The 13,675-nt window shown below is 65.7% G+C and carries 12 protein-coding genes; 5 read left to right on the top strand and 7 right to left on the bottom strand.

What is annotated here, in order from left to right; genetic code table 11:
- Positions 1-54 precede the first annotated feature (54 nt).
- Positions 55-942 (top strand): PA4780 family RIO1-like protein kinase, encoded by an 888-nt coding sequence (locus B2U07_RS19240; protein ID WP_275547180.1) that lies wholly within the window; start codon positions 55-57, stop codon positions 940-942.
- Between the two features lie 138 nt (positions 943-1,080).
- On the opposite strand, the gene cueR is transcribed toward B2U07_RS19240, so the two are convergent.
- The 3 genes from cueR to B2U07_RS19255 all read right to left on the bottom strand — a co-directional run bounded on the left by cueR (position 1,081) and on the right by B2U07_RS19255 (position 4,335).
- Positions 1,081-1,512, bottom strand: a complete 432-nt coding sequence (gene cueR / locus B2U07_RS19245; protein WP_296277522.1) for a Cu(I)-responsive transcriptional regulator — start codon at positions 1,510-1,512, stop codon at positions 1,081-1,083.
- A complete protein-coding gene (locus B2U07_RS19250) occupies positions 1,509-3,878 on the bottom strand; it encodes a heavy metal translocating P-type ATPase (RefSeq protein WP_296277524.1) in 2,370 nt (789 codons plus the stop codon). Before B2U07_RS19250 ends, cueR begins: the two co-directional genes overlap by 4 nt.
- A 64-nt stretch (positions 3,879-3,942) precedes the next feature.
- Complete coding sequence (locus B2U07_RS19255; RefSeq protein ID WP_197857598.1) at positions 3,943-4,335, bottom strand: hypothetical protein; 393 nt, start codon at positions 4,333-4,335, stop codon at positions 3,943-3,945.
- Positions 4,336-4,437: 102 nt separating this feature from the next.
- Here B2U07_RS19255 and B2U07_RS19260 point away from each other — a divergent pair, with 102 nt between their 5' ends.
- Positions 4,438-4,635 carry a heavy-metal-associated domain-containing protein gene (locus B2U07_RS19260; protein WP_296277526.1) on the top strand — a complete coding sequence of 66 codons (198 nt, stop codon included), beginning with the start codon at positions 4,438-4,440 and terminating at the stop codon, positions 4,633-4,635.
- A gap of 65 nt (positions 4,636-4,700) precedes the next feature.
- Here the strand turns inward: B2U07_RS19260 and B2U07_RS19265 are convergent, their stop codons facing one another.
- Positions 4,701-5,321: a TetR family transcriptional regulator gene (locus B2U07_RS19265; RefSeq protein WP_197857596.1), complete on the bottom strand. Its 621-nt coding sequence runs from the start codon at positions 5,319-5,321 to the stop codon at positions 4,701-4,703.
- Positions 5,322-5,434: 113 nt separating this feature from the next.
- Between B2U07_RS19265 and B2U07_RS19270 the strand changes: the two genes are divergently transcribed.
- The 3 genes from B2U07_RS19270 (at position 5,435) to B2U07_RS19280 (ending at position 10,979) form a co-directional block, all read left to right on the top strand.
- Entirely contained in the window at positions 5,435-6,583 is a 1,149-nt protein-coding gene (locus B2U07_RS19270; protein WP_197857595.1) for an efflux RND transporter periplasmic adaptor subunit, read from the top strand.
- Positions 6,584-6,588: 5 nt separating this feature from the next.
- Entirely contained in the window at positions 6,589-9,720 is a 3,132-nt protein-coding gene (locus B2U07_RS19275; RefSeq protein WP_296277528.1) for an efflux RND transporter permease subunit, read from the top strand.
- Between the two features lie 89 nt (positions 9,721-9,809).
- Positions 9,810-10,979 (top strand): Bcr/CflA family multidrug efflux MFS transporter, encoded by a 1,170-nt coding sequence (locus B2U07_RS19280; RefSeq protein ID WP_296277529.1) that lies wholly within the window; start codon positions 9,810-9,812, stop codon positions 10,977-10,979.
- Positions 10,980-10,988: 9 nt separating this feature from the next.
- On the opposite strand, the gene ypfJ is transcribed toward B2U07_RS19280, so the two are convergent.
- The 3 genes from ypfJ to trmA form a co-directional block, all read right to left on the bottom strand.
- Positions 10,989-11,849, bottom strand: coding sequence for a KPN_02809 family neutral zinc metallopeptidase (ypfJ, locus tag B2U07_RS19285; protein ID WP_296277531.1), 861 nt, complete (start codon positions 11,847-11,849; stop codon positions 10,989-10,991).
- Positions 11,850-11,901: 52 nt separating this feature from the next.
- Entirely contained in the window at positions 11,902-12,336 is a 435-nt protein-coding gene (locus B2U07_RS19290) for a DUF411 domain-containing protein (RefSeq protein WP_296277532.1), read from the bottom strand.
- Positions 12,337-12,451: 115 nt separating this feature from the next.
- Positions 12,452-13,540, bottom strand: coding sequence for a tRNA (uridine(54)-C5)-methyltransferase TrmA (gene trmA, locus B2U07_RS19295; RefSeq protein WP_296277534.1), 1,089 nt, complete (start codon positions 13,538-13,540; stop codon positions 12,452-12,454).
- Between the last annotated feature and the right edge of the window lie 135 nt (positions 13,541-13,675).

Genomic DNA, 13,675 nt, shown 5'->3' on the forward strand with positions numbered 1-13,675 from the left:
CGAGGATGGTCGCCAAATAATCTCTCCGTCAGAAAGGACCCGTGATCCACACCGATGAAGACGCCCAAACGTATTGAACCCCTGGTCGAGGATGGCCTGGTGGACGAGGTGCTGCGACCGCTTATGAGCGGCAAGGAAGCAGCGGTCTACGTGGTGCGCTGTGGCGACGAGCTGCGTTGCGCCAAGGTCTACAAGGAAGCCAACAAACGCAGTTTCCGCCAGGCATCCGAATACCAGGAGGGGCGCAAGGTGCGGGGCAGCCGCCAGGCGCGGGCCATGGCCAAGGGCAGCAAGTACGGGCGCAAGGAGCAGGAGCAGGCCTGGCAGAACGCCGAAGTCGCGGCGCTGTTCCGCCTGGCCAATGCCGGCGTGCGAGTGCCCAAACCCTACGACTTTCTCGATGGCGTGTTGCTGATGGAGCTGGTGGACGACGGCGAGGGCGATGTGGCGCCACGGCTCAATGACGTCGACCTGCACCCGGACGATGCCCGCGAGTTTCACGCCTTCATGATCCAGGAGATCGTCAAGATGCTCTGCGCCGGCCTGGTGCATGGCGACCTGTCGGAGTTCAACGTGCTGCTCGGCGCAGACGGTCCGGTGATCATCGATCTGCCGCAGGCGGTGGATGCCGCTGCCAACAACCACGCCTTCAGCATGCTCGAACGTGACGTGCGCAACATGGCCGAGTACTTCGGCCAGTTCGCCCCGGAGCTGAAGTACACCAAGTACGCCAAGGAAATGTGGGCGCTCTACGAGGCCGGCAAGCTGCAGCCCGATACGCCACTGACCGGTGAGTTCGCCGAGCCTGAGGACGCGGCCGATATCGACGCGGTAATGCGCGAGATCAAGGCTGCGCTGGCCGAAGAGGCGAAGAAGCAGGCGCTACGCAACGCCGAGGACGAACCCAAGGACGCCGAGCCGACGCCGCCCTGGATGCGTTGATAAGGCTTTTGCCGGGCTCCGCTCCGCAGGGTGCCGTGCGCACCCTCCTCACACGACGCCCCGGGGCATTAGAACTGGGCGCCACTGACGTAGGGCGGGTGCAACCCGCCATTGTCGGTCTGGCGGGTTTCACCCGCCCTACGGCTGACGGTGCGACGAACACTCCGCCGCGCCGCAGCTCACGCCTTGTTCGATTCCCTTCAGAATCGGGCAGTCAGGCCGGTCATTGCCCTGGCAACTGTTCGCCAGTTCCACCAGCGTGTCGCGCAAGGCGCTCATCTCGGCGATCTTGCGCGAAAGCGTGGCGATATGCCCCTCGGCCAGCGCCTTCACATCGGCACTGGCGCGTTGCTTGTCCTGCCACAGGGCCAGCAGCTTGCCGACTTCTTCCAGAGAAAACCCCAGATCCCGCGCCCGCTTGATGAATGCCAGGCGGTGCAGATCCGGCGCGCTGTACTGCCGATAGCCACTCTCCGTGCGCCCGGCATGGGGCAGCAGGTCGATGGATTCGTAGTAGCGAATCATCTTGGCACTCAGGCCGGTGTGCCTGGCGGCTTGGCCGATGTTCATGCGCGTGGTCTCCAGCGATTGAGCAGCAGTGCGTTGCTCACCACACTGACGCTGGACAGCGCCATCGCGGCGCCAGCGAACATGGGATTGAGCAGGCCGGCGGCGGCCAGCGGGATGCCGATCAGGTTGTAGATGAAGGCCCAGAACAGGTTCTGGCGGATCTTGGCGTAGGTGCGCCGGCTGATGTCCAGCGCGGCCGGCACCAGGCGCGGGTCGCCGCGCATCAGCGTGATGCCGGCGGCATGCATGGCCGCGTCGGTGCCGCCGCCCATGGCGATACCGACGTCCGCGGCGGCCAGAGCCGGCGCGTCGTTGATGCCGTCGCCGACCATGGCCACGGTCCCCTGCTGGCGCAGTTCGCCGATCAGTCGTGCCTTGTCCGCCGGCAGCACCTGCGCATGAGGTTCGTCGATGCCCAGCGTGCTGGCGACCGCCGCTACGCTGCCCTGGTTGTCGCCGCTGATCAGGTGGCTTGTGATGCCCTGTGCACGCAGCTCGGCGATGGCGTCGGCCGCACCTTCCTTGAGCTGATCACCGAAGGCCAGCAGGCCGAGCAGGCGAGGGGCGTTGCCGGTTTCGATCAGCCAGGACAGCGTGCGCCCCTGCGCTTCCCAGGCCTTTGCCGATTCGGCCAGTGCACCAGCCTGCAGATGGTTTTCTTCCAGCAGGCGGCTGCTGCCCAGTTGCAGGGAACGGCTCTCGACCTCGCCGGCGATGCCGCGACCGGCCAGCGCTCGGCTCTCGCTCAGCGTTGGCAGGGCAATATGCTGCTCGGCGCAGCGCTGCAGCACGGCCTTGGCCAACGGGTGTTCGCTGCCCTGTTGCAGGCCGCCGGCCAGGCGCAGCAATTCCTCTTCGCTGGCCTCGCCCAGGCCGATATGGACGATGCGCGGCTTGCCTTCGGTAAGGGTGCCGGTCTTGTCGAAGGCGATGTGCTGAACGGCGTGGGCGACTTCCAGCGCCTCGGCATCCTTGATCAGGATGCCGTGACGCGCGGCGACGCCGGTGCCGGCCATGATCGCGGTCGGCGTGGCCAGGCCCAGGGCGCAGGGGCAGGCGATTACCAGCACGGCGACGGCATTGAGCAGGGCGTTTTCCAGCGAGGCGCCGAGCGCCAGCCAGGCCAGCAGCGTGGCCAGGGCGACCAGCAGCACCGTGGGGACGAACACCTGGCTGACCTTGTCTACCAGCTTTTGGATCGGCGCCTTGGCCGCCTGGGCGTTCTCGACCAGGCGGATGATGCGTGACAGCACGGTTTCCGCGCCCAGGGCGGTGGTCTCCAGCAGCAGGCGACCTTCGCCGTTGATAGCGCCGGCGGTGACCTTGTCGCCCGGCTGCTTGGCTACCGGCAGGCTTTCGCCGCTGATCAGCGCTTCGTCCGCATGGCTATGGCCCTCCAGCACCTGACCGTCGACCGGGAAGCGCTCGCCGGGCTTGACCAGGATGCGGTCGCCCAGCGCCAGGGCGTCGATGCCGACGCGCTCCTCGCGGCCGTCCACCAGGCGTACCGCGTGGTCCGGGCGCAGGGCCTGCAATGCGCGAATGGCACTGGCGGTCTGGCGCTTGGCGCGGCTTTCCAGATACTTGCCGAGCAGGATCAGGCTGATGATCACCGCCGAGGCTTCGAAGTACAGGTGCGGCATCTGCCCGGCCGGTGTCACGGCCCATTGATACAGACTCAGGCCGTAACCGGCGCTGGTGCCGATTGCCACCAGTTGATCCATGTTGCCCGCACGGGCCTTCAGCGCCTGCCAGGCCGCGCGATAGAAGCGTGCGCCGAAGATGAACTGCACCGGCGTGGCCAGCAGGAACTGCGCCCAGGCCGGCAGCATCCAGTGCAGGCCGAACGGCTCGACCAACATCGGCAGCACCAGCGGCAGGGTCAGGGTGATGGCAGCCAGCAAGGTCAGGCGCTCACGCTGCAAGCGGCGCTGCGCCTGATCCGTGGCCGGGCGCTCGCCAAGCAGCTGCGCCTGGTAGCCGGCAGTGACAACCGCCTGCACCGCCAACTGCGGGTCGAAACCGGCGAGCACCTGCAGGCGTGCCTTCTCGTCGGCGAGATTGACGGCGACCTGGCTGATGCCCGGCACCTTGTTCAGAGCGCGCTCGATACGACCCACGCAACTGGCGCAGGTCATGCCTTCGATGCCCAGTTCCAGAGGCTGGTTGGGCACGCCGTAACCGGCGCCTTCGATGGCGGCGATCAGCTGCGGCAGGCTGTCGGCAGGTGCTTCGATGCGCGCCTGTTCGTTGGCCAGGTTGACGCTGGCGCCGGTCACCTGCGGCAACTTGCGCAAGGCGCGTTCGACACGGCCGGCACAGCTGGCGCAGGTCATGCCCTGGATCGGCAGGTCGTAGGTGGTCATGGTTCGGCTCCCTGTAACGGCATGGCTACAGGATCAACCTTGACCCCATGGTAAGGTCAAGCCTTCAGTTCAGCGCAGGCGCGGCATGCAGTCGCAGGCCGTCGCTGCCCATGGCGATGCGGTAACGGCGCACTTCGCCGGCAAGAAGCTCCAGCGATTGTCCGTTCAACTGGGTGATGCCGTTCTGGCATGGGCCGGTGCCGGTCAGGCCGAGGCGCAGCGAGACCTTGCCCGGCGGCAGGTTGAAGGACACCGACTGGCCCTGGTACAGGCGTGCGGCCAGCTGATCGTGCACATACAGCGCTACTTCGCAGGTGGTCGCCACCTCCAGGCGCTCGCGCGAAACGATCAGCACCGCGTAACCCTCGCCCTGTGTCGTCGAAGGTAGCGGTGCCAGTGGGTCGGCCAGTGCCAGAGGCGCCAGCAACAAGGCGAAGGCAGAAAACAACAGGCGCATGACGAGGATCCTCTTGCAGAAGCCGGAGTGGCAGGACTTGACCTTGCCATCGTGGCAAGGTCGAGACTACACCCATCTTCCATCGGTTTAAGGAGTCAGCAGATGCAACAGTTCAAGGTTAGCGGAATGTCATGCGGTCATTGCGTGCGTGCCGTCACCCAAGCGATCCAGGCGCTGGATCAGGCGGCCAGGGTCGAAGTCGATCTGGCCGCGGGGCTGGTACATGTGGAGGGCAGTCTGGACGCCGCGCAGATTCAGGCCGTGATCCATGAAGAGGGCTATGAGGTTGTGCCCGCGTAGGACCCGGGCCGGCTAAGAACCTGTTTTTGCCTTGCATTGCTCTAGCTCGCGAGACTGAACAGGTTCTAAGGCCACTGCCGCAGCAGACCGCGAAAGCAACTGTCGATCATGGCCGGGGTGTCGGTCTGGGCATCGAACAGATTGGGATCGCGCAGCCAGTCGCTGAACAGCCCGACGATCAGCGCGTGCAGCGTGCGCGAGGCCAGACGCGGGGTAATGCCCGGCTGCAGATGCGCTTGCACCGTCGGCAGTGCGAACTGCTGCTGGCACAGGTCGATGAACTGATTGACGAAGGTTTCGTGGCGCTCTTCGGCCTCGCGTAGTTCTTCGGTGAACTCGCAACGACGCAGCAGCACGGTGAGGATGCGCCGCCGCTGTTCATCCAGCACCAGATTGGCCATGGCCTCGATGCACAGATCGCGCAGCAACTGCAGCGATGACAGGCCGTCGACGGCCGCCAGTTGCTGAGCCAGCGGCTCCAGCGGCAGGCGTACCTGGTTGAGCATTTCGTGGAACAGATGTGCCTTGTTCTGGAAGTGCCAATAGACCGCCCCGCGAGTCACCCCGGCATGCCGGGCGATGTGCTCCAGGCTGGTATGGGCGACGCCACGCTCGAGGAACAATTGTTCCGCAGCGGCGAGGATGGCGCAGCGGGTTTTCTCTGCATCTTCTTTGGTTCTACGCATGGCGATCCGGCTAATTGGAGCTAGGCTCGATTGTACCGATTATGCCCGCCTGCTGGTGGCGCGCTTCTTTGTGCGGCTTCTGCTCTGCGTCTAGCCAAGGAGAGGGATGCATCATGTGGTTCGTTCGCCTGGATCGTTTCTGCCTGTCCGCAACGCTTATTTTCACCCTCGGTGCACAGGCCGCCGACGCGCCGCCCACGGCGGTGACGGTCGAACAGGCCAAGGTCGGCGACTTGCCTATCGTGCTGGAGTATCCCGCGCGGACCGCCGGTTACCGTGAGGTGCAGGTCAGGGCCCAGGTTGGCGGCATCCTGCAGGAACGCACCTACCAGGAGGGGAGCAGGGTACAGAAGGACCAGGTGCTGTTTCGTATCGATCCGCGCCCCTACGAGGCTGCCCTGGCCCGCGCCAAAGGCGCACTGGCACAGGAGCAGGCGCGTTTCCGGCAGACCGATCGTGATCTCAAGCGTATCCGCGAACTGCAGAAGAAGGGCTTCGCCAGCGAGAGCGAGCTGGACAACGCCATCTCCAATTTCGAGCAGAGCAAGGCCAATATCGAGGCGGCCCAGGCCGAGGTGCAGTCGCGCCAGATCGACCTCGATTACACCACGGTGAAGGCGCCGATCACCGGCATCACCAGCAAAGAAAGCGTCTCTGAAGGCAGTCTGATTGTCGCGGGCGACCCCAGCGCCAGCCTGCTCACGCAGATCACCCAGCTCGATCCGATCTTCGTCAACTTCGCCTATCCGGATGCCGAGGCCGAGCGCCTACGTCGCGAGCTGTCCGAGGGCAGCCTGGTGCCGCCGGCCAGCGGCAAGCTGAATGTGGAGGTGCATTTCGGTGATGGTTCGGCGTATCCGACGGTGGGTGAGGTGGACTTCACCGACAGCCTGATCGACCGCGGCACCGGCACCGTCAGCGCCCGTGGCGTGGTGCCCAACCCCGAGCAGAAACTGCTGCCGGGGCAGTTCGTACGGGTGCAGGTCAAAGGCCTGACCCGCCCCAATGCCATTACCGTGCCGGAGCGCGCCGTCGCCCAGGGGCCACGCGGTACTTTCGTCTACGTCGTCGACGATCAGAACGTCGCGCGCATGCGTCAGGTCGCCACGGGCGACACCGCAGGTGGGCGCTGGTTGATCCTTTCCGGGGTCAGCGATGGTGAGCGGGTGATCGTCGACGGCCTGGCCAAGGTGCGGCCGGACAGCCCGGTCAAGGTCGAGGAGGCGCAGGCAGCCAAGCCCGCCAGCCAGGCGCAGGAGTAACGGCCATGATCTCGCGCTTCTTCATCGACCGTCCGGTGTTCGCCACCGTTATCTCCATCGTCGTCGTGCTCGCCGGGTTGGCCGCGATGCGTGCGCTGCCCATCGCCCAGTATCCGGAAATCCTGCCGCCGCAGGTGTCGGTCAGCGCCTCCTATCCCGGCGCCAGCTCGCAGGTTATCGCCGAAACCGTGGCGGCGCCGCTGGAGCAGGAGATCAACGGCGTCGAGAATATGATCTATCAGCTGTCGAACTCCTCCAGCAGCGGAGCGATGAGCCTGACGGTGTACTTCGAGGTCGGCACCGATCCGGACCAGGCCACCATCAACGTCAACAACAAGGTGCAGGCGGCGCTGGCCAAGCTGCCGGAAGAAGTACGCCGCCAGGGCGTCAAGGTGGAGAAGAAGTCCTCGGACATCCTCCAGGTGATCACTCTGTACTCGCCGGATGACTCACGCGACCCGATCTTCATCAGCAACTATGCGCTGATCAACGTCATCGACGAACTCAAGCGCCTCAAGGGCGTGGGCGATGCCAGTCAGTTCGGCTCCAAGGACTACTCCATGCGCATCTGGCTGCGCCCGGACAAACTGGCGCAGTACAACCTCACCCCCACCGATGTGGTGAACGCCATCCGCGAGCAGAACTCGCAGTTCGCCGCCGGCAGCTTCGGCCAGCAGCCGCTCAAGGAACCGCAGGACTTCACCTACACGGTCACCACCCAGGGCCGCTTCACCGACCCCAAGGAGTTCGAGAGCGTCATCCTGCGCACTGACGACACCGGGGCCAGCCTGCTGCTCAAGGACGTGGCGCGGGTCGAACTGGGGGCACAGGATTACTCGCTGGTCACCACCCTCAATGGCCAGCAGAACGCCGCCTTCGGCATCTACCTGCAGCCCGGCGCCAACGCGCTGGACACCGCCGAAGCGGTCGAGCGCACCATGCAGCGCCTGAGCCAGCGCTTCCCCGAGGGCATCGCCTACAAGATCCCCTACGACACCACCAAATTTGTCCAGGTCTCTATCGAGGAGGTGATCCACACCTTCTTCGAGGCGCTGGTACTGGTGGTGCTGGTGGTGTTCATCTTCCTGCAGAACTGGCGCGCCACGCTGATTCCGGTGCTGGCGATTCCTGTGTCGCTGGTCGGCACCTTCGCCGGCATGTACATGCTGGGGTTCTCCATCAACCTGCTGACCCTGTTCGGCATGGTGCTGGCCATCGGCATCGTGGTGGACGACGCCATCGTGGTGATCGAGAACGTCGAGCGGGTCATGCGAACCGAACATCTCAACGCGCGGGATGCCTCGATCAAGGCCATGGAAGAGGTCACCGGGCCGATCATCGCCATCGTTCTGGTGCTCTGCGCCGTATTCGTGCCGGTGGGCTTTCTCGGCGGCCTGGCGGGGCAGATGTACAAGCAGTTCGCGATCACCATCGCGGTCTCAGTGGTGATTTCCGGCATCGTCGCCCTGACCCTGTCGCCCGCGCTCTGCGCGCTGCTGCTCAAGCCCGGCCACCACGAGCCGGCTGCGCCGTTTCGCGCCTTCAACCGCTTCTTCGAAAAGGCCACGGAGGGCTACGGCGCCGGCGTGAGCTTCTTCCTCAAGCGCTCGCTGATCGGCCTGTTGCTGTTCGGCGGGATGATCGCGCTGATCATGCTGCTGTTTGCGCAGGTGCCCGGCTCCCTGGTGCCCGACGAGGATCAGGGCTACGTGATCAACGCCTACTACCTGCCGCCGGCGGCCTCGCTCAATCGTACCGAGGCGTTGAGTGGCGCGGTGACCCGGCAATTGATGGAGCACCCGGCGGTGCAGGACGTGGTGACCTTCGCCGGTTTCGACGTGCTCACCTTCGGCGTGCGCAGCAATGCCGGGGTGTCCTTCGTGCCGCTCAAGGACTGGAGCGAGCGCACCACCGATGAGCTCGATGCGCGCAACCTGACGCGCGAGTTCATGGGCATGGGCGCCGCGCAGAAGGACGGCCTGGTGTTGTCGTTCAACCCGCCGCCGATCACCGGCATGAGCACCACCGGTGGTTTCGAGTCCTACATTCAGGACCGCTCCGGTGGCAGCGTCGAGCAGCTTGGCGATAAGGTGCAGGCTTTCGTCGAGGCGGCCGGCAAGCGACCTGAGCTGGCCGGTGTGCAGAGCACCTTCAGTGCCAACGTGCCGCAGTACTACATCGACCTGGACCGCACCAAGACGCGTGCCTTGAGCGTCAGTGTCAGCGACGTGTTCACTGCGATGCAGGCGACCTTCGGCAGTTACTACGTCAACGATTTCACCCTCTACGGACGCACCTGGCAGGTCAGTTTGCAGTCCGAATCGGAGTTCCGCCGCAAGCCGGAAGATCTCGGCCAGGTCTACGTGCGCTCCAGCGGTGGCGATCTGGTGCCGCTGTCGACCCTGCTGCGGGTGCGGCGCATCCTCGGCCCGGATTCCTATGACCGTTTCAACGTCTACCCGTCGGCCAAGGTGCTCGGCGGCCCGGCACCGGGCTACAGCTCCGGGCAGGCGCTTGCGGCGATGCAGGAAGTCGCCGACGAGGTGCTCGGCGAGGACTACAGCCTGGGTTGGATCGGTTCGGCCTATCAGGAGCTGGCCACGCAGGGCTCGGGCGCCCAGGCCTTCGTCTTTGGCCTTATTCTGGTATTCCTGATCCTGGCGGCGCAGTACGAGCGCTGGACGTTGCCGCTGGCGGTGGTCACCGCCGTGCCCTTCGCGGTGTTCGGGGCGATTCTCGCGGTGTGGCTGCGCGGCATTCAGAACGACGTGTACTTCCAGGTCGGCCTGGTCACCCTGATCGGCCTGGCGGCGAAGAACGCCATTCTCATCGTCGAGTTCGCGGTGATGCTGCGTGCCGAAGGCAAGGGCATTTTCGACTCGGCGCTGGAGGCGGCCAAGCTGCGTTTCCGTCCCATCGTGATGACTTCGCTGGCGTTCATTCTCGGTTGCGTGCCGTTGGCCATCAGCTCTGGCGCCGGCTCGGCCAGCCGGCATTCCATCGGCACCGGGGTGATCGGCGGCATGCTCGCGGCCACGCTATTGGCCACGTTCCTGATCCCGATGTTCTACCTGCTGGTAGAGTCGGCCGCCCAGCGTGTGAGTCGACGCGGCAAGACAACGGCAGAACCGCATTGAGCTACGCGGGCCGTCGTTCGGCGGCCCGCGCTTTCGCAAGCAGCTGGTCGGTGAGAAGATTAGCCGGCTAACAATAGTCCGGACTGTTCATGAACCTGCGAACCTTGCTGATTCTGGGCGCGCTATGCGCCTTCGGCCCTCTGGCCATTGATTTCTATCTGCCGAGTTTCCCCACCCTGGCCCAGCAGTTCGGCACCGATGTCGAGCATATCCAGCTGTCGCTGGCGGCCTATTTCGTCGGCATCGCCATCGGCCAGCTGTTCTACGGACCGCTGGCGGATCGTTTCGGTCGCCGCGTGCCGCTGCTGGTCGGGGTCGCCCTGTTCACCGTGGCATCGCTGGCCTGCGCCCTGGCGCCTAACCTGGAATGGCTGGTGGCCGCGCGTTTCGTGCAGGCCCTGGGCGGCTGCGCCGGCATGGTCATCACCCGCGCGGTGGTGCGCGATCTGTGCGACCCACTGGCTTCGGCCAAAGTGTTCTCGCAACTGGTGCTGGTGATGGGGCTGGCGCCGATTCTCGCGCCTCTGGGCGGCGGCTTGCTGCTCAATACACTGGGCTGGCCTGCGATCTTCCACAGCCTGGCGATCTTCGCCGGACTGTGCCTGCTGGCCGTACTGCTCTGGCTTCCGGAAACGCGCCCGAAGGATCTGCAGCCGGCGCCGCTGAGTGGTGCCTTCGGCCAATACCGCGCGCTGCTGGGCAATGCGCCGTTCATGGGCTATAGCCTGGCCGGTGGTGTTGCCATGGCTGGCATGTTCGCCTATATCGCCGGCTCGCCCTTCATCTTCATCGAACTGTACGGCGTGCCGGCCGAGCACTATGGTTGGTTGTTCGGCAGCAACGCCGCGGGCTTCGTAATCATGGCGCAGGTCAACGCGCGCCTGGTGCGCAACGGCGGCCCGGCGCGGTGGCTGCGGCGCATGGTGCTGGTGTATCTGGCCAGCGGTCTGAGCCTGCTGGCGCTGGCGTTGTGGCAGCCGGCGCAGCTGTGGCCGCTGCTGATTCCGCTGTTCATCTGCGTCGCCAGCCTCGGCTGCGTGCTGCCCAACGCCACGGCCTGCGCCATGGCCGGGCAGGGCCGTCATGCCGGCAGCGCTTCCGGACTGCTGGGCAGTATGCAGTTCAGCGTGGCGGCCGGCGCGTCGGCGCTGGTGGCCTACCTGCATGATGGCTCGGCCATGCCCATGGCGCTGGTGATCGCGCTGTGCGGCGCTGCCGCCTGTGGTTTTGCCTGGTGGAGCAAGCGCTTCGCGGTCTGACCCAGCGCGTTACAGGCGGGCTGCCTTGAAGGTGTCGCAACGCCCCGGCTGACCGCTGTCGAAACCGGTACTGAACCAGCGCACGCGCTGCTGCGAAGTGCCATGGGTGAAGGCATCCGGCACCACCTGGCCGCGAGCCTGCTTCTGCAGGCGGTCATCGCCGATGGCGCTGGCGGCATTCAGCGCCTCTTCCAGGTCTCCCGCCTCTAGCCAGTCATGTCGTCTTTGCGCGTGATGCGCCCAGACTCCGGCCAGGCAGTCGGCCTGCAACTCCTGACGCACCAGCAGGCCACCATCGCCCTCGACGCGTTCGCCGCGCTGGCGCGCCGCGTTGACCTTGGCCGACACGCCCAGCAGCGTCTGCACGTGATGGCCGACCTCATGAGCGATCACGTAGGCCTGGGCGAAGTCGCCGGCAGCGGAGAAGCGCTGCTCCATCTCGCGGAAGAATTCCATGTCCAGGTACACGCGCTGATCGCCAGGGCAGTAGAAGGGGCCGACCGCCGAGCTGGCGAAACCGCAGGCGGAATTGACGTTACCGGAGAACAGCACCAGTTGCGGGTCGCGATACTGCTGGCCGGCCTGCTGGAACAGCTCGCGCCAGGTGTCCTCGGTGTCGCCGAGAATGGCGCGGACGAACTCGCTCTGCTCGTCGTTGGCCGGCGCTGCGCTTTGTGTCTGCGCGACCTGTGGCTGGGTGGCCTGGCCGGCGATCTGGCCGAGGATCTGCAGCGGGTCCTGCCCGGTCAGCAGGCCGAATATGACGATCAGCGCGACGCCGCCGAGGCTCAGGCCGCCACCGAGGCGCCTGCCGGAACGGCCGCGCGCGTCCACCACGTTGTCACTGCGTCTACCGCGTTGCCAGCGCATGGCTGCACTCCCGGGTTACTGATCGCTGCAGTGTAGCTGCCTTGGCGCCGACTCAGTTGGCCGGGTAGTCACTGAGCAGTTGGTCTTGGCGCTCGCGATCCAGGCCGATCACCTGATAGGCATCGACACGGTCGCCATATTCCATGCCTGGCGAGCCCATGGGCATGCCGGGGACGGCGGCGCCGATCAGGTCCGTGCGCTCGCGCAGCTTGAGAATGTCAGCGGCCGGTACGTGGCCCTCGACAAACTTGCCGTCGATCACGCCGGTGTGACAGGAGGCCAGGCGCGGCGGCACGCCAAGCTTCTGCTTGACGGCGCTCATGTCGGCCTCGACATGGTCGTTGACGGTGAAGCCGTTGTCCTGCAGATGGCTGATCCAGGCCTTGCAGCAGCCGCAATTGGCGTCGCGATGTACATCGATGGTCAGCGGCTCGCTGGCGTGCGCCAGGCCGGAGAAGAGGAAGAGGGCGAGCAGGGAACGACGCATGGCAAGGCTCCAGATTAACCAGCGCCCAGCATAGCGCCGCGGCAAGCACGGCCCAAGTGCTTGCGACCATGCGTCGCGACCGGCGGCGCTACGTGGCATCCAGCGCGAGCCAGGCTCAGCGCCTTTCCAGCAGCACGCCGGCTTCCATGTGGTGGGTATAGGGGAACTGGTCGAACAGCGCGCAGCGCGTCACCCGGTGCGTGTCGGCGAGCTGGGCGATGTTGGCGGCCAGGGTTTCCGGGTTGCAGGAGATGTACAGGATGCGCTGGAAACGACGGGTCAGCTCGCAGGTGTCAGGGTCCATGCCGGCGCGTGGTGGGTCGACGAAGACGCTGCCGAAGTCGTAGCTTTTCAGGTCGATACCGGCCAGGCGACGGAATGGGCGTACCTCGTTCAGCGCCTGGGTCAGCTCCTCGGCGGACAGGCGCACCAGCTCGACGTTGTCCACGCCGTTGTCGGCCAGGTTGGCCAGGGCGGCGTTCACTGAGGTCTTGCTGATTTCTGTGGCCAGCACGCGGCGCACGCGGGTGGCCAGCGGCAGGGTGAAGTTGCCGTTGCCGCAGTACAGCTCCAGCAGGTCGTCGTCGCGCTCGCCGAGTACGTCATGGGCCCAGCCCAGCATCTTCTCGCACACCCGGCCGTTGGGCTGGGTGAAGGCGCCTTCCGGTTGGCGGTAGCGGAACGTGCGTCCGGCCACGCTCAGCTCCTCTTCCACGTAGTCGCGGCCGATCACCAGGCGCTGGCCACGGGAGCGCCCGACCAGGCTGACGTTGAGCTCGGCTGCCAGCTTCTCGGCCTCGGCCTGCCAGGCGTCGTCCAGCGGGCGATGGTAGGCCAGGGTGATCAGTGCATCGCCGGCCAGGGTGGTGAGGAACTCCACCTGAAAAAGCTTGAACGACAGCGCCTCGCTGGCTTGCCAGGCGGCGCGCAGACGCGGCATCAGTTCGTTGATGCGCAGGCTGGCGATGGGGAAATCGTCGAGCAGGATGGGCGTGTGCTTGTCGCCCGGCGCGAACATCGCATAGTGGCGCTGGCCGTCTTCACGCCACAGGCGGAACTCGGCGCGCATGCGGTAATGCTCGCGCGGCGAATCGAACACCTCGGGCTCGGGGGCGGCGAAGGGTGCCAGCAGTTCGACCAGGCGGCCCTTCTTCTCGGCGAGTTGGGCGTCGTAGGTGGCGGGGTCGAATGCGGGGCGGCTCATCGGTCACTCATGGGGCAGGAAAACGGGGCGCCATTGTAGCGGAGGCGGTAGCCGCGTGCCTTGGGTTACTCGTCGGCGCTGCGCCGTAAGTGGATTGTGCTTTTCATCTACCCTTTAATGATGGCCACAAGGACG

It is taken from the genome of Pseudomonas sp. UBA7530, from assembly GCF_002479365.1.
GTDB lineage: Bacteria > Pseudomonadota > Gammaproteobacteria > Pseudomonadales > Pseudomonadaceae > Aquipseudomonas.

Bases quoted from the DNA above. Each gene is read 5' to 3' on its own strand.
- B2U07_RS19270 (WP_197857595.1), top strand. From the start codon at position 5,435: ATGTGGTTCGTTCGCCTGGATCGTTTCTGCCTGTCCGCAACGCTTATT.
- B2U07_RS19255 (WP_197857598.1), bottom strand. From the start codon at position 4,335: ATGCGCCTGTTGTTTTCTGCCTTCGCCTTGTTGCTGGCGCCTCTGGCA.
- ypfJ (WP_296277531.1), bottom strand. From the start codon at position 11,849: ATGCGCTGGCAACGCGGTAGACGCAGTGACAACGTGGTGGACGCGCGC.
- B2U07_RS19290 (WP_296277532.1), bottom strand. From the start codon at position 12,336: ATGCGTCGTTCCCTGCTCGCCCTCTTCCTCTTCTCCGGCCTGGCGCAC.
- B2U07_RS19275 (WP_296277528.1), top strand. From the start codon at position 6,589: ATGATCTCGCGCTTCTTCATCGACCGTCCGGTGTTCGCCACCGTTATC.
- B2U07_RS19240 (WP_275547180.1), top strand. From the start codon at position 55: ATGAAGACGCCCAAACGTATTGAACCCCTGGTCGAGGATGGCCTGGTG.
- B2U07_RS19250 (WP_296277524.1), bottom strand. From the start codon at position 3,878: ATGACCACCTACGACCTGCCGATCCAGGGCATGACCTGCGCCAGCTGT.
- B2U07_RS19265 (WP_197857596.1), bottom strand. From the start codon at position 5,321: ATGCGTAGAACCAAAGAAGATGCAGAGAAAACCCGCTGCGCCATCCTC.
- cueR (WP_296277522.1), bottom strand. From the start codon at position 1,512: ATGAACATCGGCCAAGCCGCCAGGCACACCGGCCTGAGTGCCAAGATG.
- B2U07_RS19260 (WP_296277526.1), top strand. From the start codon at position 4,438: ATGCAACAGTTCAAGGTTAGCGGAATGTCATGCGGTCATTGCGTGCGT.
- trmA (WP_296277534.1), bottom strand. From the start codon at position 13,540: ATGAGCCGCCCCGCATTCGACCCCGCCACCTACGACGCCCAACTCGCC.
- B2U07_RS19280 (WP_296277529.1), top strand. From the start codon at position 9,810: ATGAACCTGCGAACCTTGCTGATTCTGGGCGCGCTATGCGCCTTCGGC.